Annotated in this window: 21 protein-coding genes; 11 read left to right on the plus strand and 10 right to left on the minus strand. The window is 71.4% G+C overall.

Translation table 11 applies throughout. From position 1 onward, the window contains the following. Nucleotides 1–98: 98 nt before the first annotated feature. Nucleotides 99–1,349, minus strand: coding sequence for a M6 family metalloprotease domain-containing protein (locus tag AB0M27_RS34140; protein WP_365727600.1), 1,251 nt, complete (start codon nt 1,347–1,349; stop codon nt 99–101). A gap of 465 nt (nt 1,350–1,814) precedes the next feature. Here AB0M27_RS34140 and AB0M27_RS34145 point away from each other — a divergent pair, with 465 nt between their 5' ends. Both AB0M27_RS34145 and AB0M27_RS34150 read left to right on the plus strand, forming a co-directional pair. Next, nucleotides 1,815–2,462, plus strand: coding sequence for a TetR/AcrR family transcriptional regulator (locus tag AB0M27_RS34145; RefSeq protein ID WP_365727548.1), 648 nt, complete (start codon nt 1,815–1,817; stop codon nt 2,460–2,462). 179 nt (nt 2,463–2,641) lie between these two features. Then, nucleotides 2,642–4,198: an MFS transporter gene (locus AB0M27_RS34150; protein WP_365727549.1), complete on the plus strand. Its 1,557-nt coding sequence runs from the start codon at nt 2,642–2,644 to the stop codon at nt 4,196–4,198. A gap of 31 nt (nt 4,199–4,229) precedes the next feature. Here the strand turns inward: AB0M27_RS34150 and AB0M27_RS34155 are convergent, their stop codons facing one another. Next, nucleotides 4,230–4,739 carry a MarR family transcriptional regulator gene (locus AB0M27_RS34155; protein WP_365727551.1) on the minus strand — a complete coding sequence of 170 codons (510 nt, stop codon included), beginning with the start codon at nt 4,737–4,739 and terminating at the stop codon, nt 4,230–4,232. Between the two features lie 104 nt (nt 4,740–4,843). Here AB0M27_RS34155 and AB0M27_RS34160 point away from each other — a divergent pair, with 104 nt between their 5' ends. After that, on the plus strand, nt 4,844–5,635 hold the full coding sequence (locus tag AB0M27_RS34160; RefSeq protein WP_365727553.1) for a class III extradiol ring-cleavage dioxygenase: 792 nt from the start codon (nt 4,844–4,846) through the stop codon (nt 5,633–5,635). Nucleotides 5,636–5,672: 37 nt separating this feature from the next. Here the strand turns inward: AB0M27_RS34160 and AB0M27_RS34165 are convergent, their stop codons facing one another. After that, nucleotides 5,673–6,191: an N-acetyltransferase family protein gene (locus AB0M27_RS34165; RefSeq protein WP_365727555.1), complete on the minus strand. Its 519-nt coding sequence runs from the start codon at nt 6,189–6,191 to the stop codon at nt 5,673–5,675. A 192-nt stretch (nt 6,192–6,383) separates the two neighbouring features. Here AB0M27_RS34165 and AB0M27_RS34170 point away from each other — a divergent pair, with 192 nt between their 5' ends. Beyond that, nucleotides 6,384–7,382 (plus strand): sigma-70 family RNA polymerase sigma factor, encoded by a 999-nt coding sequence (locus AB0M27_RS34170; protein ID WP_365727557.1) that lies wholly within the window; start codon nt 6,384–6,386, stop codon nt 7,380–7,382. 471 nt (nt 7,383–7,853) lie between these two features. On the opposite strand, the gene AB0M27_RS34175 is transcribed toward AB0M27_RS34170, so the two are convergent. Further along, entirely contained in the window at nt 7,854–8,834 is a 981-nt protein-coding gene (locus AB0M27_RS34175; protein WP_365727559.1) for a MerR family transcriptional regulator, read from the minus strand. A 152-nt stretch (nt 8,835–8,986) separates the two neighbouring features. Here AB0M27_RS34175 and AB0M27_RS34180 point away from each other — a divergent pair, with 152 nt between their 5' ends. Continuing rightward, nucleotides 8,987–9,835 (plus strand): TetR family transcriptional regulator, encoded by an 849-nt coding sequence (locus AB0M27_RS34180; protein ID WP_365727561.1) that lies wholly within the window; start codon nt 8,987–8,989, stop codon nt 9,833–9,835. Nucleotides 9,836–9,853: 18 nt separating this feature from the next. On the opposite strand, the gene AB0M27_RS34185 is transcribed toward AB0M27_RS34180, so the two are convergent. After that, a complete protein-coding gene (locus AB0M27_RS34185; RefSeq protein WP_365727563.1) occupies nt 9,854–10,843 on the minus strand; it encodes a YafY family protein in 990 nt (329 codons plus the stop codon). A gap of 176 nt (nt 10,844–11,019) precedes the next feature. Here AB0M27_RS34185 and AB0M27_RS34190 point away from each other — a divergent pair, with 176 nt between their 5' ends. The 5 genes from AB0M27_RS34190 (at nt 11,020) to AB0M27_RS34210 (ending at nt 17,162) form a co-directional block, all read left to right on the plus strand. Further along, on the plus strand, nt 11,020–12,450 hold the full coding sequence (locus AB0M27_RS34190) for an MFS transporter (RefSeq protein ID WP_365727602.1): 1,431 nt from the start codon (nt 11,020–11,022) through the stop codon (nt 12,448–12,450). 208 nt (nt 12,451–12,658) lie between these two features. Beyond that, nucleotides 12,659–13,420: a DeoR/GlpR family DNA-binding transcription regulator gene (locus AB0M27_RS34195; RefSeq protein WP_365727565.1), complete on the plus strand. Its 762-nt coding sequence runs from the start codon at nt 12,659–12,661 to the stop codon at nt 13,418–13,420. Beyond that, nucleotides 13,417–14,364, plus strand: a complete 948-nt coding sequence (gene pfkB, locus AB0M27_RS34200) for a 1-phosphofructokinase (protein ID WP_365727568.1) — start codon at nt 13,417–13,419, stop codon at nt 14,362–14,364. Before AB0M27_RS34195 ends, pfkB begins: the two co-directional genes overlap by 4 nt. 283 nt (nt 14,365–14,647) lie before the next feature. After that, a complete protein-coding gene (locus AB0M27_RS34205) occupies nt 14,648–16,792 on the plus strand; it encodes a fructose-specific PTS transporter subunit EIIC (protein WP_365727570.1) in 2,145 nt (714 codons plus the stop codon). Nucleotides 16,793–16,910: 118 nt separating this feature from the next. Beyond that, on the plus strand, nt 16,911–17,162 hold the full coding sequence (locus AB0M27_RS34210; protein ID WP_365727572.1) for a hypothetical protein: 252 nt from the start codon (nt 16,911–16,913) through the stop codon (nt 17,160–17,162). A 57-nt stretch (nt 17,163–17,219) separates the two neighbouring features. Here the strand turns inward: AB0M27_RS34210 and AB0M27_RS34215 are convergent, their stop codons facing one another. The 4 genes from AB0M27_RS34215 to AB0M27_RS34230 all read right to left on the minus strand — a co-directional run bounded on the left by AB0M27_RS34215 (nt 17,220) and on the right by AB0M27_RS34230 (nt 21,824). Next, the gene (locus AB0M27_RS34215; protein WP_365727574.1) at nt 17,220–17,966 is read right to left on the minus strand and encodes a DUF6227 family protein; all 747 of its coding nucleotides are present in this window, start codon (nt 17,964–17,966) and stop codon (nt 17,220–17,222) included. A 157-nt stretch (nt 17,967–18,123) separates the two neighbouring features. After that, nucleotides 18,124–19,341, minus strand: coding sequence for an Ig-like domain-containing protein (locus AB0M27_RS34220; protein ID WP_365727576.1), 1,218 nt, complete (start codon nt 19,339–19,341; stop codon nt 18,124–18,126). 184 nt (nt 19,342–19,525) lie between these two features. After that, nucleotides 19,526–20,548: a P1 family peptidase gene (locus AB0M27_RS34225; protein WP_365727578.1), complete on the minus strand. Its 1,023-nt coding sequence runs from the start codon at nt 20,546–20,548 to the stop codon at nt 19,526–19,528. A gap of 37 nt (nt 20,549–20,585) precedes the next feature. After that, nucleotides 20,586–21,824 (minus strand): low temperature requirement protein A, encoded by a 1,239-nt coding sequence (locus AB0M27_RS34230; RefSeq protein ID WP_365727580.1) that lies wholly within the window; start codon nt 21,822–21,824, stop codon nt 20,586–20,588. 162 nt (nt 21,825–21,986) lie between these two features. On the opposite strand from AB0M27_RS34230, the gene AB0M27_RS34235 reads away from it, so the two are divergent. After that, a complete protein-coding gene (locus AB0M27_RS34235; protein WP_365727584.1) occupies nt 21,987–22,163 on the plus strand; it encodes a hypothetical protein in 177 nt (58 codons plus the stop codon). Nucleotides 22,164–22,182: 19 nt separating this feature from the next. Here AB0M27_RS34235 and mscL read toward each other — a convergent pair whose 3' ends face one another. Beyond that, nucleotides 22,183–22,659, minus strand: a complete 477-nt coding sequence (gene mscL / locus AB0M27_RS34240) for a large conductance mechanosensitive channel protein MscL (protein WP_365727586.1) — start codon at nt 22,657–22,659, stop codon at nt 22,183–22,185. Nucleotides 22,660–22,736 lie beyond the last annotated feature (77 nt).

Below are 22,736 nucleotides of genomic sequence, written 5' to 3' on the forward strand. Positions count from 1 at the left end.
GCCACCCGGCGCCCCGTTGCCCGAAGAGCCTCCGGCCGGCTCGAAGAGCCCCGCCTGCTCGAAGAACCCCCGGCCGGCTCTTCCGGAAGCCGGAGGCGCTACGTCCGCGTCACCCGCACCCGGTACTTCTTGTCCTCGTCCCTGCTGACCACCTGAATGGTGATGCCGTGACCGGGGTCCTTGAAGGTCTCGCCGGGGGCGAAGGGAGCGTCGGAGAGTTCTGCCTGGACGTTGGGGCTGCGGGTGCAGCCGCCGCTGCCCCGGTGGCTGTCGTAGACCGTGACCGGTCCGCGTCCGGTGTCTATCGAGCCGTCCACCTTGTAGATCAGCACCCCCGGCCGGCACACCACCTCGTCGTTGCCGCCCTGCTCCCGCACCTCCAGGGCGTAGGAGCTCCGTGCGTCGATGGGGACGAGGACCAGCTTGCCGCCGCCCGCCTTGTACAGCGGTGTCAGGTCGTACTCGACGGTACCCCGTGCCGCCGCGCAGCCCACCTGGGAGCCGTCCAGCCAGCCCAGCTTCCACTTGTGCCAGCCGAGCAGATCGTTGCCGGCCCCCCAGTCCTCGCTCATGATGTCCCAGTGCCCGACCGCGCCGCCGCCCTTTTGTGTGTACAGGTCGGGCAGGCCGAAGGTGTGGCCGTTCTCGTGCGGCAGCACCCGGTAGCCGGTGTGGGAGTAGGAGCCGGAGCCGTCGTCCTGCTGGGAGTAGATGAAGGACGCGTTGGCTATGGGCACGCCGTCGGCGACCGGGGCGGCGTCGCCGTTGCCGGCGAAGGTCACGGACAGGACCGTGTCCAGGGCGGAGGGGCCGGCGTTGGGGGTGACCAGGACGTTGAGGATGTCGTACGCGCGGAAGTCCACCGTCGGGTCGGCCGCGGCCACGATGTCGTGCAACAGCTGCCGGTAGCCGGGGTCGAAGGGCGCGCCGCGCTCTATGCCGTACCCCTTGAAGGGCTTGGGCATCCGCAGCCATGTGGTGATCGGTGTCTCCGGCCGGTAGTCGAGGCGGCCGTACGACGCGGTGCGGAACCAGTCCCGGGTCTGCGGGAAGAACTCGTGGAAGCGGTCCATGGCGCTGCCCTGCCCGGGCGTGTCGGAGAAGTCGACCATCAGGGTCAGGGCGTGGAGCGTGCCCGTGGAGTGGGCGTAGCCGTGCGGGGTGGGGATGCCCTCGGTCATCTGTACGTCGACACTGCCCTGGATCGTGCAGGGGATGAGGACGGAGCGGGCCGTGCCGATGGGTCCGGCGGTGGTGGGCGCCATCAGGTGTCCGGTTCCGGCCGAGGTGCTGACCGCCACGGTCAGCGCGGTCACCGCGGCGAGAGCGGCCGCCCGGCGCGGGCGTATGCGACGGCGGGAGCGTGGGCGGACTTCGCGGGCGGAGCCGCCTCGGAGGGCTGCTGGGTGAGCGAAGCCGCCCCTGGGGGTTCCTGCGCGGGCGAAGGCACTTCGCGGGTCTCCTGTGTGGGCGAAGCCGCCCCGGCGGGCTCCCGTGTGGGCAAGGGATATGTGGCGGGGCGGCTGCGGCTGCATTCATGGACCCTTCGCTCCACGGCAGCCACAGGTCTCCGGCTGCACCCTTGCGATCACCCTGTGTCGGTGGGGTGCGGGGCGCGCGCTGGAGGAGACCGATCGTGGGAATGCGGGCCCGCACGGGGGTGAATCCCGGCGGGATGTGAGTGTGTCTCAGGTCACAGGCATTCTTTTCATGCATGGGAAATAACCGGGGAGCCCGTCCCCGTTTAGCCCTGTGTCCGAGCGAAACGGGGACTGCATCCCCGGATCGCCTTCCAGTAGACCGAGGAGTACGCCGTGCCGACCGCGACCACCCCCGCAGTGCGCAAGGTGCCCCGGCCCCGCGCCGACGCCGTGCGCAACCGGGAGCGGATCGTCACCGCGGCCCGGGAGATGTTCGTCGAGCACGGTCCGGACGTGCCGCTCGACGAGATCGCCCGCCGGGCCGGCGTCGGCAACGCCACGGTGTACCGCAACTTCCCCGACCGCGAGGCCCTCGTCCGAGAGGTCGTCTGCTCCGTCATGGACCGTACGGCCGAGGCGGCCGAAGTGGCCCTCGCCGAGACCGGGGACGCCTTCGCCGCGCTGGAGCACTTCGTGCACGCCGCCGCTGACGAGCGGATCAGCGCGCTGTGCCCGGTGATCGCCAGCAGCTTCGACAAGCACCACCCCGACCTGGAAGCCTCCCGCGAGCGCGTCGAGCAGCTCGTCGAGGAGGTCATGGGGCGGGCCGCGGCGGCCGGGCAGCTCCGGCCCGACGTCGGCGTCGGCGACCTGATGATCGTCGTGGCCCAGCTGAGCCGACCCCCGGCCGGCACGGACTGCCTGCGCGGCGACCGTTTCGTCCACCGCCACCTTCAGCTGTTCCTCGACGGCCTGCGGGCGCCCGCCCGCTCCGCCCTGCCGGGCACGGCCGTGACCGTCAAGGAGCTGCGCGAGTCCTGACCGATTAGTTCGGCTCCCGATCCCAGTCCACCCGTAGGCCGGCACACCGGCGCCTCGGCCGTCACCGTCGACGAGCCACACCCTGAGCTTCCGTTTTTTCGCCCTACTCCCTCTTTTCTCGATCTTTCCCGCACGTTTTCCGTCACGTTCCGTCCCGAAGTCCCGAAGTGGGTACCTCCATGTCCGAAACAGCCCGAAAGGCTCCCGGCGCCACCGCGCCGACCGGCGTCGCCGCACGCGCCGGCGACGCCAACCGCTGGAAGGCGCTCGTCTTCATCGCGCTCGCCCAGCTGATGGTCGTCCTCGACGCCACCATCGTGAACATCGCCCTCCCCTCCGCCCAGAGCGACCTCGGCATCTCCGACGGCAACCGGCAGTGGGTCGTCACGGCCTACGCCCTCGCCTTCGGCGGTCTGCTGCTCTTCGGCGGCCGTATCGCCGACAAGTGGGGCCGCAAGCGCGCCTTCGTCACCGGCCTGGCCGGCTTCGCCCTCGCCTCCGCGCTGGGCGGTGCCGCCGCCACCGGCCCGATGATGTTCGGCGCCCGCGCCCTCCAGGGCGTCTTCGGCGCCCTGCTCGCCCCGGCCGCGCTGTCGCTGCTCGCCGTGATGTTCACGGACGCCAAGGAGCGCGCCAAGGCGTTCGGCATCTACGGCGCCATCGCGGGCGGCGGCGGTGCCGTCGGCCTGATCCTCGGCGGTTTCCTCACCGAGTACCTGAACTGGCGCTGGACCTTCTTCGTGAACATCCCGTTCGCCATCGTTGCCGCGGCCGGCGCCTACTTCGTCATCCGTGAGCCCGAGGGCGGCCGCAACCGCTCCCCGCTCGACATCCCCGGCGTGATCCTGTCCACGCTGGGCCTGGTCGCCCTCGTCTACGGCTTCACCCGTGCCGAGTCCGACGGCTGGAGTGACACGGTCACCGTGTCCATGTTCATCGCGTCCGTGGTGCTGCTGACCGCCTTCGCCTTCGTCGAGTCCCGGGTCAAGGCCCCGCTGCTGCCGCTGCGCGTGGTGACCGACCGCAACCGCGGTGGCATCTACCTCTCGCTCGGTCTCGCGATCATCGGCATGTTCGGCCTGTTCCTCTTCCTGACCTACTACCTGCAGGTCGTGAAGGGGTACTCACCGGTCAAGACCGGCTTCGCGTTCCTGCCGATGATCGCGGGCATGATCACCGGCTCCACCCAGATCGGCACCCGGCTGATGACCCGCGCCCCGGCCCGGCTGCTGATGGGCCCCGGCTTCCTGGTCGCCGGCGTCGGCATGCTGCTGCTGACCCAGCTGGAGGTCGGCTCGTCGTACGCCGCCCTGCTGCTGCCCGCGATGCTGCTCCTGGGTCTCGGCATGGGTACGGCGTTCATGCCGGCCATGTCCCTGGCCACCATGGGCGTCGAGCCCCGGGACGCCGGCGTCGCCTCCGCGATGGTCAACACCTCGCAGCAGGTGGGCGGCGCGATCGGCACCGCCCTGCTGAACACGATCGCCGCCTCCGCGACGACGTCGTACGTCAAGGACCACATCGCCGGTGCGACCGCCAAGCCGCAACAGCAGCTGGTCCAGCTGCAGGGCCTGGTGCACGGCTACACCGCGGCGATCTGGTTCGCCGTCGGCATCCTGGGCCTTGCCGCGCTGATCGCCTTCACCTTCGTCAACGCGGGGCGCCCGGGCGCCACCACGGTGGCCTCCGGCGAGGGCGTCGAGGACGAGGTGCCGGTGCCGGTGGTGGCCCACTGACCGGCCGCAGCGCGCGTGGCCGCGCGCTGATCTAGCGGAGCCAGGGCAGGTCCGCACCCGCTTCATCGGGCTGCAGGCCCTCGGCGACGATCTCCATGATCTCGCCGAGGGCCTTCTGCTGTTCCGGCCTGAGCCGCTCGAACAGCGCCTGCCGTACGGCGGCCACATGTCCCGGCGCGGTGTGCCCCAGCACCTCCGCGCCCTTGTCCGTGAGTACCGCGAACTGGCCGCGCTTGTCGGAGGAGCAGTCCTCGCGGCGCACCCAGCCGTTCTTCTCCAGTCGCGCGATCGCGTGCGACAGCCGGGAACGGGTGATCTTCGCCTGCATCGCCAGCTCGGTCATCCGCAGCCGGCGGCGCGGTGCCTCGGCCAGGCCGACGAGCAGGCCGTAGTAGATGTGCGGCATGCCCGCGTCGCGCTGCAGCTGCCGGTCGAGGTGGTCCTCCAGCAGGGTGGTGGCGTGCAGGTAGGCGCGCCAGACGCGCTGCTCTTCGTCGTTGAGCCAGCGGGGCTGTGCGGCGGAGTCGGATGCCGTGTTCATGCATTCCACTGTACGAGGCATCTCCTTGAAACTTGAACAAGTCCGGCGTACCGTTGAACCTGAAACTTGAGAGTTAAAGCAACGCAGTCCTGGGAGTCGCCGCGATGTCCACCAGCAGCCCGGAGCGCATGCCCGCCCTGTACCTCAGCCACGGCGCCCCGCCGCTCGCCGACGACCCCGTCTGGCCCGGCCAGCTCGCCGCCTGGTCCGCCGGTCTGCCCCGCCCCAAGGCGATCCTCATGGTCTCCGCCCACTGGGAGGAGGCCCCGCTCGCGCTGGGCGCGGTGGAGGCCGTTCCGCTCGTCTACGACTTCTGGGGCTTCCCCGAGCACTACTACCGGGTCCAGTACGCCGCCCCCGGCGCCCCCGAGCTGGCCGAGTCCGTCCGCAAGCTGCTGCGCGCCCCCGGCACCCCCGTCCAGGACATCCCCGACCGCGGCCTCGACCACGGCGCCTACGTCCCCCTCGTTGAGATGTTCCCGGCCGCCGACATCCCCGTCCTGCAGATATCCATGCCCACACTCGACCCGGCGCGCCTGATGGACATCGGCCGCAAGCTCGCGCCGCTGCGGGACGAGGGGGTGCTGATCGTCGGCTCCGGCTTCTTCACCCACAACCTCGCCGCCCTGCGGTACGCGGGGAGCGGCGTGCCCAGCTGGTCCTCCGAGTTCGACGACTGGGGCCGCCGCGCCCTGGAGGCCCGGGACTGGGACGCCCTGCTGGACTTCCTGAACAAGGCCCCGGCCGGCCGTTACGCCCACCCGCGCACCGAACACTTCGCCCCGCTCTTCGTCACCATGGGCGCGGCGGAGGCGGGGGACGAGCTCGACGCGCAGAAGTCCGTGATCGACGGGTTCTGGATGGGAATGGCCAAGCGGTCGGTGCAGTTCGGATGAGTGCGGGCCCTGAGGGTCACGGACGGCCCCCTGTGGGTCATAGCTCTTTCTCGTACCAGGCCACGTCCCAGTAGCGGCCGAACTTGCGGCCGACCTCGCGGTACGTGCCGACATACCGGAAGCCGAAGCGGGCGTGCAGCCGCTCGGAGGCCTCGTTGGGCTGGGCGATCCCGGCGTAGGCGCGGTGCACGTCCTCGTCGGCCAGCGCCTTGAAGAGAGCCTCGTAGAGCAGCGTGCCGACGCCGCGCCTGCCGGCGGCCGGGGCGACGTACACCGAGGTCTCCACCGACGTGACGTACGCGGGCTTCGGCCGGTAAGGGCTGGATGTGGCGTACCCCAGAATCTGCTGTGACTCCGCGTCCGTGGCAACCTTCAGCCGGTGCGGACCGTCTTCCGGGTGGGAGAGCAGCCAAGGGCGGCGCTCTTCCGGAGTGAAGATCGCGGTATCGAAGGTGATGGCCGTCTCACGTACATAGTGGTTGTAGATCGCCGTGAGAGCGTCGAGATCTCCCTCGGCTCCCGGCCTGACCTGCACCTCTGTACGTTGCGTCGGCATGTCGCCTCCCCGTGTGGCGGACAGGGTACTGCATGATCAGAAAAATTGGGGGGAGGGTTGGGAATTCTGTCCGGATTCCAGTCGTTGTTTCCCACGGATGCAGGGCACTCGGAGAGAGTCGCCACAGACCCTCCCCCGATGCCGAGCGTTCAGCAGGACCACCCGCCAGCCCACCATCGCAAGGGAGCACGCATGGCAACCCGTGCCGTCGCCCGTCGTCAGTCCGCCACCGGCGAGACGGGCGACTCGGCAAGCAGTGTTCGCGCCCATGGCGGCGAGATCGCGGACCGCGACCTGGTCGGCATGTACCTCGACGAGATCGCGCGTACGCCGCTGCTCGACGCCGCCAAGGAGGTCGAGCTGTCCCAGACCATCGAGGCGGGTGTCTTCGCGCAGCAGGTCCTCGACGGTGAGGAGGAGTCCAAGACGGACGCCACCCGCGAGGAGCTGGAGGCGCTGGTCGCCGCCGGCGAGCGGGCCAAGGACATCTTCATCCGTTCCAACCTCCGCCTGGTCGTGGCGGTGGCCCGGCGCTACCCGCGCAGCGGCCTTCCCCTGCTCGACCTGATTCAGGAGGGCAACGCCGGTCTGGTGCGCGCGGTCGAGAAGTTCGACTACCGCAAGGGCTTCAAGTTCTCGACGTACGCCACCTGGTGGATCCGTCAGGCCATCACCCGCTCCATCGCCGACCAGTCCCGCACCATCCGGCTCCCCGTCCACCTGGTGGAGGAGCTGGGCCGCATCCGCCGCGTGCAGCGCGAGTTCAACCGTGAGCACGGCCGCGACCCGGAGCCCGCGGAGATCGCCGTGGAGCTGGGCGCGTCGCCGGAGCGCGTCATCGACGTCCTCGACTGGGCCCGCGACCCGGTCTCGCTGAACATGTCGGTGGACGACGAGGGCGAGACCCAGTTCGGCGACCTGCTGGAGGACACCTCGGCGGTCTCCCCCGAGCAGTCCGTCATGACCCTGCTGCGCAGCGAGGAACTGGACGACCTGATCGGCCGCCTGGACCAGCGCACGGCCTCCATCATCAAGATGCGGTACGGCATCGAGGACGGCCGCGAGCGCACCCTGACCGAGGTCGGCAAGGAGCACGGCCTGACCCGCGAACGCATCCGCCAGATCGAGAAGCACGCGCTGCTCGAACTGAAGAAGCTGGCCCGCCAGACCGGCTTCGACGCGGCGGCGTAACGGGGTTACGGCGTGCCGGTGTTGTGAGAGGGGTGCCCGTGGGGTGAGTCGGGGGCCGCGGTACTGGAGCGCGGCGGTCGGCAACCTGTGGTGCCTGTGGGCGTGCGGTGCCTGCGGGGAGCGCACGCCGGTGGCGAAAGGCGGCGCAAACATGGCGCGGTCCCATCGCTTCAACTCGCGGGCCCGCGGGAACAACCCTTCCGGGCCCCCGGCAGCCAGGCCCGGGACCGCACTCCCGACGGACCAACCGCACAAACCGGCCGACCCCACGCGCCCACCGCACGACCCGAGCCACACAGCCAGGTCCCGACGCACACCCCCCCCGGCGCCGGGACCTTCCCAGCCGGGCTTCGGCACCTATCCCCCCCGGGTGCCGGGGCCCGGCTTTATGCGTGCCTGTATGTGGTCTTCTCGACTGCTCAGGTTGGGCAGGGTGCCGCCCGTGAACTGATCGGTCCTCTCCGGACGTTCCTATCCGGCCACCGTCCGCGCGCGCAGTGCTGCGGCCGCCCAGTCGATCACCGGTGTCAGCGGCTCGGGGGCCGGCCAGCCGTTGACGAGGGCCAGCAGGCGGAGATAGGTGTCCCTGCGGGGTTCGCGCGCGCCCTCGAGGCGCTGGAGCAGCCACTCGCAGGGCGCGGCGTGACCGGCCTGCCCACGGGCGGGGGCGCACCGGGTGACGAGGGCCGCGACGACGGGATCCGCATCCGGCGCTTCGGGCCTGGTGCCGGACGCCAGGGCGGTGTTCACGACCTCCCGGGCGACGGCGACGACGTCCGGCGCGGGCGGTGTGCCGACGCTGCCCTCGGGTCCGCGCCGGTTGCCGGCATGCTCCCGTACCAGCCGTCGTACGGCCGCACGGAATTCGTCGTCGAGCGACAGCTCGGCCAGCTCCACCCACGCCGACACCTGCTCCTCCGTCGGGTGGTCGGGCAACTCGGGGGTGAGGGAGCGCCGGAGCCCTGCCTCGGCCCGGGAGGGCTGGGGTGCGTGGGTCGTGGAGGGCTGATTCGGTGCTTCGAAGACGGCGTCGAGGAAACCGTCGATCAGGCGTCGACGCTCCGTTTCGGACAGGGTCGCCAACCGGTGCATGAGTTCCATCTCCTCGAACGTCGGCTCACGCCTGGCCGCCACGGCGGACAGCACCGCCCGGCGCAGGCGCAGCACACTGATCTGCACGTCCAGCGCGGCGGCCTGCTCGGCCGCGACCCGGCCGAGGGCGAGTGGCCGGTCCACGATCCGCCGGATCACCTCCAGGCCGAGGCCGAGTTCGCGCAGCGTCCGTACGAGCGCCAGCCGGGCGACGGCCTCGGGGCCGTAGCGGCGGTAACCGGCCGGGGTACGGCTCGCCGGCACCACGAGACCCTGATCCGAGTAGAAGCGGATCGTCTTGACCGACAGCCCGGTACGCCGGGCCAGCTCACCGATCGAGTACGAGATGCCGGAGTGCATGACCCCACCTTCCGGTCTCCCCTTGCGGGAGACTCAAGTCTGCACGGACGGTGGGGCGGTGGCGCGTCGTGGAACGACGGCCCACCCCGTACCTGAACCCCGGGGTGGACCGTCGGATGGCAGATTCTGCCACACGGGCATAGCCTGCCGAGATGGGCACCACCCCCGGCACCACGCCGAGCACCACCCCCGGCACGACCTCCAGCACTGCCCCCGGCACCACCTCCAGCACTGCCCACCGGTCGCCTTCCGCCTCCGCGCCGGTCTCGCTGACCGAACGCCGGAAGGCCGAGACCCGGACGGAGATCGCCCGGGCGGCGGCCGCCCTGTTCGTCCGCCAGGGTCTGCGGGCGACCCGCGCCGAGGACATCGCACAGGCCGCGGGCATCGCACCGCGCACCTTCTACCGCTACTTCGCCACCAAGGAGGAAGCGGTCGCCCCCCTCTACGCGACAGGCGCCCAGCGCTGGGCGGAAGCGGTCCGCTCGGCCCCGGCCCACCTCAGCGTCCCCGAGGCCCTGGAGCACGCCGTACAGCACACCCTCACCCCAGGCGCCGGTGTCTCGGCCGCCTCCTGGGAATGGGTCCGCACCCTGATCCGTCTGGCCGACGCCAGTCCTGCCCTGCGCAAGGTCTGGGCAGAGGTGTGCCAGGCGTCGGAGCGGAGCCTGGCCGAGATCCTCGCGCACCGGATCGTGGCAGCGGCAACGGGCGGTGAGCGCGGCGAAGTTGGCGGTCGCGGAACCGCTGAGGTCGACGCAGCCGAAGGACGGCGCGACAACAACGGGCCCGACAACGTTGCCCCGGAGCCCACACCCCCCGCACCGGTCACCCGCGACCTCCGCTTCGCCGCGGCCGTCGCCGGCGCCGCCGTCCGCGTGGCCGTGGAGTCCTGGGCCGCCACCTCCTCCCCGCCCACAGGCCCGGAGGGCCCCGCTGCGCTGGCGCTGCGCCACCTCCAATCCCTGCGCGGCTTCGGATGGGGCGCCGGGGAGGGCTAGACCGTCACCGAAGGGCCCTCACCGAAGGGCCCCCTCCTCGCGAACATCCGCCCCCGCCCGACTCAGCCGTGCGCCCAACTTCCGTACACATTCGACCAGTTCGCTCGGCTCCTGCACCGTGAACTCGTACCCCGCCATCGCCAGCCGTACCGCCAGCCACTCCAGGGGATCGCCGAAGGCGCCCCGTAGCACACAACCGCCCTCGCCGTCGTCCTCCGGCACCCCGAGCCCCGCCGGCAGGCGTGCGGAGACCTGCTCCGCCGTCGCGGCGAAGCGCACCGCGAGCTCGTACCTCTCCTGCCGCCGCCGGATGGACTGCCGCAGGTACTCCGCCGCGCTCCCGGTCGGCAACTCCCGTGGCGCGAAGCGGACTCCGGTCGCGAACGGCTCGCTCACCCGGTCCACCCGGAAGGTCCGCCAGTCGGCGCGGTCGAGGTCGTAGGCGACGAGGTACCACCGCCGCCCGGTCGACACCAGCCGGTGCGGTTCGGTCAGCCGCCGTGACTCGCTGCCGTCCTTGTCGCGGTAGGCGAACCGCAGCCGCTCGTGCCCCGCCACCGTCGAGGCCATCACGGTCAGCGTCTCCGGCGCGATGGTCGGCCCGTCTCCGCTGGTCAGCGGTGTCGTCGCGGCCTGGAGTGTGGACACCCGGTGGCGCAGCCGGGCCGGCAGCACCTGCTCCAGCTTGGCCAGGGCCCGTACGGAGGCCTCGTCCACGCCCTCCACCGCATGCCCGGCTCCGGCCCGCAGCCCCACCGCGATCGCCACCGCCTCCTCGTCGTCCAATACCAGCGGCGGCAGCGCCTTGCCGGCGACCAGCCGATATCCGCCGTCGGCCCCTTTGCTGGCCTGCACGGGATACCCCAGCTCGCGCAACCGGTCGATGTCCCGCCGCACGGTGCGCCGCGACACCCCGAGTCGCTCGGCGAGCTCACCACCGGGCCACTCGCGCGGGGTCTGGAGCAGGGAGAGGAGCTGCAGCAGCCGTGCCGGGGTGTCCGTCGTCATGAGTACGAGGATGCCGCACAAGTAGGACACGATCTGACCTAATGGCGTCCTAGCTTGAGCGCATGACCCACGGCGACGACAAGACCTTCCAGGGGCGCGGGGCCGCCACACCCACCCCCACGGCGCTCCCCGAACCCATCCCCGACCGAACCCGATGGCTGGCCCTGGCCATCGTCATGACCGCTGCCTTCATGGACCTGGTGGACGTGACGATCGTCAACATCGCCATCCCGTCCATCCAGCGGACGGCCCACGCGTCGGTCAGCCAGATCCAGTGGATCACCGCCGGCTACGCCCTGGCCTTCGCCGCGGCCCTCATCACCGGCGGACGTCTCGGTGACATCCATGGCCGCAAACGGCTGTTCCTGATCGGTGTCGGCGGCTTCACCCTCGCCTCCGCCCTGTGCGGCTTCGCCGCGAACCCGGAGATGCTGGTCGCCTCCCGCATCCTGCAGGGCGGTATGGCGGCGATGATGGTGCCGCAGGTGCTGTCGATCGTGCACGCCACCTTCCCGGCCCACGAACGCGGCAAGGTGTTCGGCCTGTTCGGCGCGATCGTGGGCCTGGGCGCGGTCTCCGGACCGCTGCTCGGCGCGCTGCTGACCGAGTGGAACCTGTTCGGCCTCGAATGGCGGCCCATCTTCCTCATCAACCTCCCCGTCGGCGTCCTGGCCTGGATCCTGGGCCGCCGCTTCATCACCGAATCGAAGGCCCCCAAGGCGCTGAAGCTGGACCTCGTCGGTGTCGCCCTGGTCTCGCTGGGCCTGTTGATGCTGCTCTACCCGCTCACCCGCGGCCGCGAGCTGGGCTGGCCGCTGTGGGGGTACCTCTGCATGGCCGGCGCGCTCGTCGTCTTCGCGGCGCTGGTGTCGTACGAAAAACGGAAGGCCGCCAGGGACGGTTCCCCGCTCATCGAACTGTCCCTCTTCCGGGTGAAGAGCTTCGCCGCGGGCATCGCCGTACAGACCGTTTTCGGGGTCGCGCTCGGCATCTTCTTCCTGGTCTGGACGCTGTACATGCAGATCGGCCTGGGCTGGAGCCCGCTGCGGGCCGGGCTGACCGGCGTGCCGTTCTCCCTCGCGGTGTCGACGGCGGCCGGGATGTCGGTGCAGAAGCTGGTCCCGAGGTTCGGGCGGAAGGTGCTCCAGGCGGGCGCGCTGGTCATGGCCGTAGGCGTACTGCTCTACCTGTGGGAGGCGCACCGGTACGGCCTCGCCATCGCCTCCTGGCAGATGGCCCTGCCGCTGGTCGTGATGGGCGCCGGCATGGGGCTGATCGTCGCCCCGCTGACCGACGCGGTGCTCTCCGAGGTGCCGCGCGAGCACGCGGGGTCCGCGTCCGGGCTGATCAACACGGTGCAGCAGATGGGCAACGCGCTCGGCCTGGGGCTCGTGTCGGTGGTGTTCTTCGGCGAGATCGGCGACCGGCTGACCCCGGCCCAGGTCGGCCCGGCCTTCGTGCACGCCTTCCAGCACGCGCTGTGGTGGGTCGCCGGGATCATGGGCGCGATCTTCCTGCTGATGTCCGCCCTGCCGAAGCGGCCCGCACAGCACGCGGAGGGAGCCGAGGCGGAGGCACCGGCGAGGGAGCCGGAGCTGGTGCACTGAGCCGCGCCTGACAAGGGCCCGGCACCTGCGGGTGCCGGGCCCTTCGCATGCTCCTCTGTGCTCAACCGCCTGGGCGGACGCCCGATCATGTCCGGTTGAAGCCCGAACCTGTTTACTTTCCGGAAATCACGGCGTAGCCTCCCGACTGAAACCACACGTTCGGGCATCGGTCAGAAGTGAACGGACATCGAGTCGGAGGCGAGCGGACATGTACGCACCGGAGCGGCAGCAGGAGATCCTCCGGCTCGCGCGTGACGGCGGCCGGGTGGACGTGCTGTCGCTCGCCGAGGAGTTCCAGGTCACCGCGGAAACGATCCGCCGCGATCTGAAGGCCCTCGACCGCGCGGGCCTCGTCCGCCGGGTGCATGGCGGTGCCATCCCGGTCGGCCGCCTCGACTTCGAACCGGATCTCACCGAGCGCGAGTCCACCGCCGCCGACGAGAAGGACCGCATCGCCAAGGCCGCCGTCGCCGAACTGCCGACCGAGGGCACGATGATCCTCGACGCCGGTACGACGGTCGCCCGGGTCGCCGCCGCGATCCCGCTGGAGGCCTCCCTGACGGTCGTCACGCACAGCCTGCCCATCGCCGCTCGCCTCGCCGACCACCCGGGCATCCAGCTCCACCTGGTCGGGGGGCGCGTACGGCACCGTACGCGCGCCGCCGTGGACGCCTGGGCGCTGCGCGCGTACGGCGAGATCCGCGCCGACGTGCTGTTCGTGGCGGCCAACGGCTTCTCCGCCGAGCACGGTCTGACCACCCCGGACCTCGCCGAGGCCGCGGTCAAGCGGGCCGCGGTCGCCGCCGCCCGGCGCGTGGTGCTGCTGGCCGACTCCTCCAAGCACGGCCAGGAGCACTTCGCCCGGTTCGGCGACCTGGGCGATGTGGACCTGCTGATCACCGACAGCGGGCTGAGCCCGGAAGACGCCGTCGCCATCGAGCGCGGCGGCACGGAAGTAGTGCGCGCATGATCCTCACCGTCACCCCCAACCCCTCCCTCGACCGCACCTACGAGGTCCCGGCCCTGGAGCGCGGCGAGGTCGTCCGCGCGACCGGCGAGCGCATGGACCCCGGCGGCAAGGGCGTGAACGTCTCGCGCGCCGTCGCGGCCGCGGGCCGGCGCACGGTCGCCGTTCTGCCCCTGGGTGGTGCGCCGGGGGCGCTCATCGCCGACCTGCTCGACGCGCAGGGCATCGAGGTCGCGCCGGTCCTGATCGCCGGAGCCACCCGCTCGAACATCGCGCTCGCGGAGTCCGACGGGGTGCTCACGAAGATCAACGCGCCGGGCCCGGAGCTGTCGGAGGCCGAACAGGAGCTCCTCCTGGACACCGTGCGCGAGCAGTCTCGCGACGCCGACTGGATCGCGTGCTGCGGCAGCCTGCCCCGGGGGCTCGCGCCCTCCTGGTACGCCGACGTCGTCACGCGGGCGCACGCCGTGGGCGCGCGCATCGCGCTGGACACCTCGGGGCGTGCGCTGCTGGAGGCACTGGCCGCGCGGCCCGACGTGGTGAAGCCCAACGCCGAGGAGCTCGCGGAAGCGGTCGGACGCCCTCTGGCGACCGTGGGCGACGCGCTGAAGGCGGCCGAGGAGGTGCGCGGCATGGGCGCACGCGCCGTGCTCGCGAGCCTGGGCGCCGACGGACAACTCCTCGTGGAGGACTCGGGTGCCTGGTTCGCCACCGCCCGCGTGGACACGGTCCGCAGCAACGTCGGTGCCGGCGACTCCTCCCTGGCGGGGTTCCTGATCGCCGGTGGGAGCGGCCCCGAGGCCCTCGCCTCCGCCGTCGCCCACGGCGCCGCCGCCGTCCAGCTACCCGGCAGCGTCATGCCGACCCCCGCCGACCTGGACCCGTCGGCGGTGACCGTCACGGCCGAGATCCCGGTCGACCGCGAACTGACGGAGCCGGTGTCATGAACGCCCTCGCGCCCCGCCGCACCCGCCCCGGCACCCGGCGGCTGGGCGCTCGCAGCGCGTCCGCACCCCAGGACGCGCCCACCCGGCCCACCTCGAAGCGGCGAGGCACCCCGTTACTCGCCGCTGCCTGCGGGCGGCACGGCCTGCCCAGCCACCGTGCCGCCCCGGAGAGGCCGGGATTCCCCGGACCCGCCTCCCCAACCACGTCACCCCCCCACCGCACCCCCGTCCCCCTTTCCGCCCACGCCTCCCCCCGGGCGATACGCGTGCATAGGAGCCCGCGATGAGCGACATGATCACCGCGGACCTGGTCGATCTCGACCTGTCCGCCGACACCAAGGAAGCGGCGGCGCGCGCCCTCGCCGAGCGCATGGTGGCCCAGGGCCGGGTGACCGACCTGGAGGGCTTCCTCGCCGACGTGGCCGCCCGCGAGGCCCAGATGCCGACCGGCCTCGACGGCGGCATCGGCATCCCGCACTGCCGCAGCGCCCACGTCACCGAGCCGAGCCTCGCCTTCGGCCGCAGCGCCGCCGGCGTCGACTTCGGCGCCGCGGACGGCCCGGCCGACCTGATCTTCCTGATCGCGGCCCCGGCCGGCGCCGACGACGCCCACCTGACGATCCTCTCCTCACTGGCCCGCCAGCTGATGAACACCGAGTTCACGGACGTGCTGCGGTCGGTGGCCGACGCGGAGACGGCGGCCGCGCTGATCCGCGGGGACGAGACGCCGAGCGCGGCGCAGGCGGCGGGCGCTGCTCAGGGCGCCGTGGGCACGGCGGACGTGTCCGAAGACTCCGCCGCGGCGCCGGTGGCGGCCTCCGCCGGCGCCGCGGCGGACACCACCGCGCAGGCGCCGGGCTCATCCGCCCCGGCGCAGGCGACCCCGGCGGGAACCGGTTCCGCCGCGGACTCCGGCGAACGGCCCTTCCGTATCGTCGCCGTCACCTCCTGCCCGACCGGCATCGCGCACACGTACATGGCGGCCGAGTCCCTGGAGAGCGCGGGACGCGAGGCGGGCGTCGAACTCGTCGTCGAGACGCAGGGCTCGGCCGGCTTCACCCGGCTGGACCCGGCGGTGATCGCGGCGGCGGACGCCGTGATCTTCGCGCACGACGTCCCCGTACGCGAGAAGGACCGTTTCGCCGGCAAGGCGACCGTCGACGTAGGGGTGAAGGCGGGCATCAACCGCCCCGCCGAGCTCATCACGGAGGCGCGCGCGAAGGCGGCGCGTGGCGAGACGAGCGCGCCGGCGCCCGCGTCGGGCGGCACGCCGGTCGAGCGCGCGGGCGACTCCACCGAGGGCTACGGCACCAAGCTCCGCAAGTGGCTGATGAGCGGGGTGAGCTACATGGTGCCGTTCGTCGCCGCAGGCGGCCTCCTGATCGCCCTGGGCTTCGCGATCGGCGGCTACAAGATCAACAAGGCGCCGTCGGTGATGGACCACTTCGTGTGGACGCAGGCCGACAGCTGGGGCGCGCTGTTCTTCCAGATCGGCGTCGTCGCCTTCGGCTTCCTGGTCCCGGTCCTGGCCGGCTACATCGCCTACGGCATGGCCGACCGGCCCGGCCTGGTCCCCGGCTTCGTGGGCGGCGCGATCTCACTGACCATCAACGCGGGCTTCCTCGGCGGCCTCGCGGCCGGTCTGATCGCCGGTGGTGTGGTGCTGGCCATCCAGAAGGTGCGGATACCCACGGCTTTGCGCGGCATCATGCCGGTGGTGGTGATCCCGCTGATCTCCTCGGCGATCGTCGGATTCCTGATGTTCGTCGTGATCGGCAAGCCCATCGCCAGCGCCCAGAAGGGCCTCACCGACTGGCTGAACGGCCTCACCGGCACCAACGCGATCCTGCTCGGGGCCCTGCTCGGCCTGATGATGTGCTTCGATCTGGGCGGCCCGGTCAACAAGGTGGCCTACACCTTCGCCACGGCCGGCATCGCGGTCTCCAACCCCAGCGACTCCGCGATGAAGATCATGGCCGCGGTGATGGCGGCCGGCATGGTCCCGCCGCTGGCGATGGCCCTGGCCACCACCGTGCGCGGCAGGCTGTTCACGCAGACCGAGCGGGAGAACGGCAAGGCCGCCTGGGTCCTGGGCGCCTCCTTCATCTCCGAGGGCGCGATCCCGTTCGCGGCGGCCGACCCGCTGCGCGTGATCCCCTCGTCGATGGTCGGCGGCGCGCTCACCGGCGCCCTGTCGATGGCCTTCGGCGCCACCCTGCGCGCCCCGCACGGCGGCATCTTCGTGATCCCGCTGATCGGCAACCCCTTCCTGTACCTCATCGCCATCGCGGTCGGCGTATGCGCCACCACGGCCCTGGTCGTCCTGCTCAAGGGCATGCGCAAGCAGACCCCGCAGACCACGGCCACCGACCCCGCCGCGAACGCGGCCACCGCGGCGAAGGAGACCAAGCAGCCCGTGGCGGCCTGACCACCGCACCACCGCCGCCGCGCCTTGTCCCTTTAGTTCGCTGTGAGTTGTTCACGGCACCTGCGAGATACGTCACGGTCCGGGACCAAAGTCCCGGACCGTGGTGTGTACTGGGCCTATGCCAGAGCAAGTCGCGACTCTCCAGTTGGCCGGCGCGGCCGTCCTCACCCTGGCCGGCGTGGCCTGGGCGATCGTCGTCGTACGCCTGCTGCGCCGCTTCCGCAAGGAGGCCCTGCGAGAACTCCCGGCCGCTCGTCTGCCGTTCCTGCCGACCCAACGGCAGGCCGGCCCCGCGTGGGAGAAGGTGGAACTGACCCCCGCGGAACGGGACGCCTTCGCCGGACTGATACGGCGACTTGGCGATCACTGACCGAGAGGCGGCACTCGCCCCGTGGCGCCCGCTGCCCCCGCCGCCCTGCGGCGCGCGCTACCCCTGTCGCGCCGCGCGCCGCTCCATGGCGTCCCGCGCCGCGTCCTCCGACATGTACACCTCGCACATGTGCCGCCCGTCCGGCGTCGCGGTGTGCTCCACCTCCCACAGGGAGACCTGGCTGCCGTCCGGCAGCAGGAACGCGTGCTCGTACAGCGCGTAGCTCAGTCCCGCGCGCCCGGCGCGGCCCGGGCGTCCGAACGCCTGCGTGATCTCGTGCGCCGTCGCCGTCGCCAGCAGTGCCGCCGTCTCCGCGTCGGGCCGGTCCGGATTCTCCGCACGGCGCAGCAGCCGGCGCGCGTGGTCGGCCGAGTCGTCGGAGGCGAACATGTGCCGCGGCTCCGGAATCGCCCACAGCCGCATCAGCGCGGGCAGCTCGAACTCCGGCGTCTCGGGCGGCATCCCGAGCCGCGCCGTGGCCGTCTGCAGCTCCTCCTCGTCGACGTACACCTCGCTCTCCGGGGCGCCGCCCGGCGTGGGGTTGTGCACGAGCTCCCACAGCGTGACCGCGGAGCCGTCGGCGAGCAGCCAGGTGTGCCGGTACGTCTCCCGGTGCAGCCCCGCGCTGTGGTACGCGGAGTGCAGTGAACTGTCGTGCGCCAGCGCGCAGTCGAGCTGCCGTATGACCTCGTCGGGCAGCTCGAAGGAGTTCAGGGCACGGCCGAGGAGTCGCTCGAGATGCTCCTCAGGAGACTCGGGCGACTCGGCTGGTTCGTACGCTGCCGTCTCGTACGGAACGCTCAAGGCTTCTCCCGGCGTTGCTGCATGTCACCTAGTGGGTGCATACCGTAGCCCCTCGGTCGGACATCATGTCCGGGAACCGAGAAAACGTACGCAGGGAAAACGCGCGGGCCGCGCGAGAAGTTCCCGCGCGGCCCGACGTGACGTCAAAAACCGCCGCTCAGACGGCACTTCCGGCGGTCCAGGCGCTCCACGACATGTTCCAGCCGTTGAGCCCGTTGTCCGGGGTGACGGTCTTGTCGGGAGAGTTCTTCACGATCACGACGTCCCCGGTGATCGAGTTGTCGAAGAACCACTTGGCCGACGTGGCGCCCTGCCCGCCCTGCACGTCCGCGAGCCCGACGCAGCCGTGGCTGGTGCCCTCGCGACCGAAGGGCGGATTGGCCTTGTTGTACCAGTAGTTGCCGTGAATGAAGGTGCCGGAGTCCGTCAGGCGCATCGCGTGCGGCACGTCCGGGATGTTGTACGCGTTGCCGAGACCGACCGTCCGGCTGTCCATGGGGGTCTGCTGGAACTTCTCGGAAATCACCATCTGCCCGTTGTACGTGGTGTGCTGCGGGTCGCCGGTGGAGATCGGAACCGTCTTGACCGTCTTGCCGTCCCGCACCACGGTCATGGTCTGGGTGTCGGCGTCGACCGTGGAGACCTGCGACCGCCCGATGGTGAAGGAGACGGTCTTCTTCTGCGCGCCGTAGACGCCCTTCGCCCCCTGAACCCCGTCCAGGTCGATCTTCAGCGTGACCCTGGAGCCGGCCTTCCAGTACTCCTGCGGCCGGAAGTCGAGCCGCTGGTCCCCGAACCAGTGCCCGACCACCTGCTGACCGCTGCTGGAGTCGACCGTGATGTGCGACTGCACGGCCTTCTTGTCGGTGATCGACTTGTCGAACTTGAACGACACCGGCATGCCCACCCCGACCGTGGTGCCGTTGTCCGGCGTGTAGGTGCCGATGAAGCTGTTCGCCGTCGTGACGGTGGTGAAGACGGACTTGGTCGTGGTGGTACGCCCGCCGGAGTCCTTCGCGGTCGCGTCGATCTCGTACTTCGTCCCGCGCTCCAGCTGCTGCTTCGGCTTCCAGCTGCCGCCGTCCGCGGATATCGCGCCCGCCACGGTCTGCCCCGACTCGGCGGCGGTCATCCTCACCTCGGTCAGCTTGCCGCCGCTGACCTTCACGCCGGTCGCGTTGATGGACGCGCCGGTCGAACCGTCCTTGGCCGAGATCAGGATCTGCGCCGTCGACGCCTTGGGGGAGTTCTTGCCGCCCTTGTCGTTGTCGGTGGCGTTGGCGTTGCCACCACAAGCGGTCAGGGCGAGGCTGCCGACCACCAGGGCGGCACAGGCCCCCAGTACGCGCCGCGCTGCAATGTCCGGCGTTGTCACGGGCTGCTCCAGGTTCGTGTGATGTGCGTGATCCGTTCCAGTGCGTGAAGAAAGAGGGCACTGGCGGCCGGGAAGGTTCCCGCCGGCCACCTGTGAACGCCATCACGTGACAGAACCGCGACAATGCAACGCCGACTGCGGGGCCGACCCCTCCTCAGCCCGCCGCCCCCGCCACGGCACCGCCCTACCTCGCCCCGTACAACTCCCCGTACGACGGCCACACTCCACCGGGCCCGTCGACCGACTCGGCGGCGCGCACACCCCGTACGATCGCGCGGGTCACGACATCCGCGCCGGCGGCGAGGATGCCGTTGAGCTCCAAGGGGTGCCCGGCGAGAGAGCGCGCGCCGGTCGCCAGCGCGAACACCGTGTCTCCGTCGTTCATGAGGTGCACCGGCCGTACGGCGCGCGCGATTCCGTCGTGCGCCGTGCCTGCCAGCTTCTGCGCCTGCGTCTTGGAGAGGTCGGCGTCGGTCGCGACGATCGCCAGCGTCGTGTTGAGCGAGGGCGGCGCCTTCTTGGCGGCGGTTTCCTCGAGGCGCCGGCGCGCGGCCTCGTGCACGCGCTCCTCGGGGTACTCCACCCGCCCCTGACACAACTCCCCGTACAGCGCCCCCGTCTCCGGCTCGATCACCGACCCCGCAGCGTTCACGACCACCAGCGCGGCCACGGTGATCCCCGAGTCGAGCACCGTGCTCGCGGTGCCCACGCCGCCCTTGATCCGCCCCGCCACGGCGCCCGTCCCGGCCCCGACGCACCCCTGCGGCACCCGAGCGCCCGGCGCGCTCGCCGCCGCGGCCTCCACCGCCGCACGCCCGGTCGCCGCGTCCGGCCGCGCGCGGAAGTCCCCGCGCCCCAGGTCGAAGACGCACGCCGCGGGCACGACAGGCACCACGTGCGCCGGGTCCGGCCCCACCCGCACTCCGCGCCGCTGCTCCTCCAGCCAGGCCATCACACCGGACGCCGCGTCGAGCCCGTAAGCGCTGCCACCGGTCAGCACGACCGCATCGACCCGCTGCACCACGTTGCGCGGATCGAGCGCGTCGGTCTCCTTCGTACCGGGGCCGCCGCCGCGCACGTCCACGGCGACGACCGCACCGCCCTCCGGAGCGAGCACGACCGTGGTGCCGGTGAGCCAGCCGTCCCCGGTGCGGGTGGCATGCCCCACCCGCACCCCGACGACGTCCGTGATTGCGTCAACTGTCATGGAGGCCAGTCTCGCCCGTCCCGGCGCCCGAGCGGACTCAGCCGGCCGCAACGGTGGCGCTCGCCGCACGCCCCCGGCCGACCATGCGCGCCGTCAGCGTCACCCCGACGGCGACCGCGGCCGAGCACGTCAGCCCCGCCGCGAACACCGCCCAGTCGCCCAGGAAGGTGCAGCAGATCACCAGCAGCGCCGCGACCGGCAGCACCAGTTGCTGGGCGATGCCGACCTTGAAGTGCCGCGAGTGGAGCGCCCAGACGGTGAGCAGATACAGCGCGGTGGGCAGCGTCACGGCCGCCGACGCGGACAGCGTGGAGATGGTTGTCTTGCCGACCGCGTGTTCCACGGCCACCGCCAGGCCCGCGCCGATCGCCGCGGCGGAGGAGAAGATCAGGTAGTGGCCGTAACCCCACAGGAACGCCTGGCCGCTGGCGCGCAGGTGGCCGTGGATGGGCACCACGAAGTAGATCCACCACGCGGAGAAGACGATCAGCAGCCCGCCCGCCGCGATCGGCAGCAGCTCGCCCAGTGCGTTCTGCTCGTCGAAGGCCCCCTTGACGGCGACGGTCGCCGCGGCGACCGTCTCGCCGAGCACGATGATGGTGAACAGGCCGTACCGCTCGGCGATGTGGTGCGGATGCCAGGAGGTCTCGTAGTTCTTCTCGGCGAACAGCGGCACGTACATCTCCGCGATCGCCATCACCAGGAACACCCAGGGCCGGGCGGGTTCGGGCAGCAGCAACAGTCCGAGCCAGCCGACCTGGCACAGGAGCACGCCGCACGCGTACCGCAACGCCAAGGTTCTCTCGGCGCCCTCGGCCGATCTCGCGGCTCGCAGCCACTGCGAGGCCATCGCCAGCCGCATGATCACATAGCCGAGCCAGACCACCAGGTAGTCGTGCTGCTGGAAGGCCCGGGAGATGCCGGCGGCCAGCACCAGGACGCCGGCGATCTGCACCAGGGTGACGACCCGGTAGAGCGCGTCGTCGTTGTCGTACGCCGAGGCGAACCAGGTGAAGTTCATCCAGGCCCACCAGATGGAGAAGAACAGCATGGCGTAGTTGAGGATGCCGTCGCCCGAGTGCCCCTCGGCGACGGCGTGCACCAGTTGCGCGCCCGCCTGCGCGATCGCCACGACGAAGCACAGGTCGAAGAGGAGCTCCAGGGGCGAGGAGACCCGGTGCGCCTCGTCGCGCCCGCGCGCGACGAGCCGTCGCAGCGGTCCGGAGGACTGGGGTGCGCCCGGGGAGGCGGGCGCCGGAGCGGAACTCGACGTCATGCCTCCCAGGACAGCAGAAAACAGGGCCGAAATCTTGCGACGGATTCACAAAGCGGGGCGAGGGGCCGGGCCGTGAACAAGCCCCGGTTCAGGGCACGCTTGTGGGCTCGGCGATCCGCCGGTGCGGAGGGTGCGCCGCGGCCGGGGCCGTACCCTGGTGGCATGAGCACCGCCCCCGCGTCCGAGCCCCGCGACCCGAAGCCCGCGCTGGTCTTCGACGACCCGCTGGACCAGCAGTCCTCGGACGACACCGACCGCGGGTGGGGCGAGCGCACGGACGGCGACAGCGCCGCCGACCTGAAGCGTTTCCTCGACGAGAAGCCGCCCCACCACCTCTGAGCCGCCCGCGGCGGCGCCGCTAGCGCTCGTCGTGTCCCGAGCCACGCTGCGCGACCAGCGCGTCGCGGATCTCCTTGAGCACCTCCAGCTCGGTCACCTCGATGACCTCCTTGGTGCCCTCCCGCGCCGCCTTTCGGGCCGCCTGCCGCGCCAGGTACCTGGACATCGGCAGGATCATCAGGAAGTACACGACCGCCGCGGTGATCACGAACGTCAGCGTCGCACCGAGAACAGTGCCCCACAGGATCGGCACACCGCTCTTGACCGAGCCGTCCGGGCCCACCACGCACGGGTCCTTCAGACAGAAGCTGTAGTGATCCAGATTCTGCGTGCCGATCGCCCCCACCAGCGGGTTGATCACCCCCTTGACCACCGAGTTCACGATGTTCGTGAAGGCCGCGCCGATGACCACCGCGACTGCCAGATCGACGACGTTGCCGCGCATCAGGAAGGCCTTGAAGCCCTGCCAGACGCTCGGTTCCTTCTTCGCGCTCACCTCGGGGACTCTCCTCGCATACGCAGGGTGTGGAACGAAACGCTCCGCAACCTACGGCACGGTGCGGCCGTTGTGTC

Source organism: Streptomyces sp. NPDC052107 (assembly GCF_040680215.1).
In the GTDB taxonomy this organism is placed as follows: domain Bacteria; phylum Actinomycetota; class Actinomycetes; order Streptomycetales; family Streptomycetaceae; genus Streptomyces.

Coding starts and splice junctions, on each gene's coding strand:
- AB0M27_RS34185 (WP_365727563.1), bottom strand. CDS start 10,843: ATGACGACGGACACCCCGGCACGGCTGCTGCAGCTCCTCTCCCTGCTC.
- AB0M27_RS34225 (WP_365727578.1), bottom strand. CDS start 20,548: ATGACAGTTGACGCAATCACGGACGTCGTCGGGGTGCGGGTGGGGCAT.
- AB0M27_RS34165 (WP_365727555.1), bottom strand. CDS start 6,191: ATGCCGACGCAACGTACAGAGGTGCAGGTCAGGCCGGGAGCCGAGGGA.
- AB0M27_RS34205 (WP_365727570.1), top strand. CDS start 14,648: ATGAGCGACATGATCACCGCGGACCTGGTCGATCTCGACCTGTCCGCC.
- AB0M27_RS34230 (WP_365727580.1), bottom strand. CDS start 21,824: ATGACGTCGAGTTCCGCTCCGGCGCCCGCCTCCCCGGGCGCACCCCAG.
- AB0M27_RS34210 (WP_365727572.1), top strand. CDS start 16,911: ATGCCAGAGCAAGTCGCGACTCTCCAGTTGGCCGGCGCGGCCGTCCTC.
- AB0M27_RS34190 (WP_365727602.1), top strand. CDS start 11,020: ATGACCGCTGCCTTCATGGACCTGGTGGACGTGACGATCGTCAACATC.
- AB0M27_RS34155 (WP_365727551.1), bottom strand. CDS start 4,739: ATGAACACGGCATCCGACTCCGCCGCACAGCCCCGCTGGCTCAACGAC.
- AB0M27_RS34180 (WP_365727561.1), top strand. CDS start 8,987: ATGGGCACCACCCCCGGCACCACGCCGAGCACCACCCCCGGCACGACC.
- AB0M27_RS34150 (WP_365727549.1), top strand. CDS start 2,642: ATGTCCGAAACAGCCCGAAAGGCTCCCGGCGCCACCGCGCCGACCGGC.
- AB0M27_RS34195 (WP_365727565.1), top strand. CDS start 12,659: ATGTACGCACCGGAGCGGCAGCAGGAGATCCTCCGGCTCGCGCGTGAC.
- AB0M27_RS34170 (WP_365727557.1), top strand. CDS start 6,384: ATGGCAACCCGTGCCGTCGCCCGTCGTCAGTCCGCCACCGGCGAGACG.
- AB0M27_RS34175 (WP_365727559.1), bottom strand. CDS start 8,834: ATGCACTCCGGCATCTCGTACTCGATCGGTGAGCTGGCCCGGCGTACC.
- pfkB (WP_365727568.1), top strand. CDS start 13,417: ATGATCCTCACCGTCACCCCCAACCCCTCCCTCGACCGCACCTACGAG.
- AB0M27_RS34160 (WP_365727553.1), top strand. CDS start 4,844: ATGTCCACCAGCAGCCCGGAGCGCATGCCCGCCCTGTACCTCAGCCAC.
- AB0M27_RS34235 (WP_365727584.1), top strand. CDS start 21,987: ATGAGCACCGCCCCCGCGTCCGAGCCCCGCGACCCGAAGCCCGCGCTG.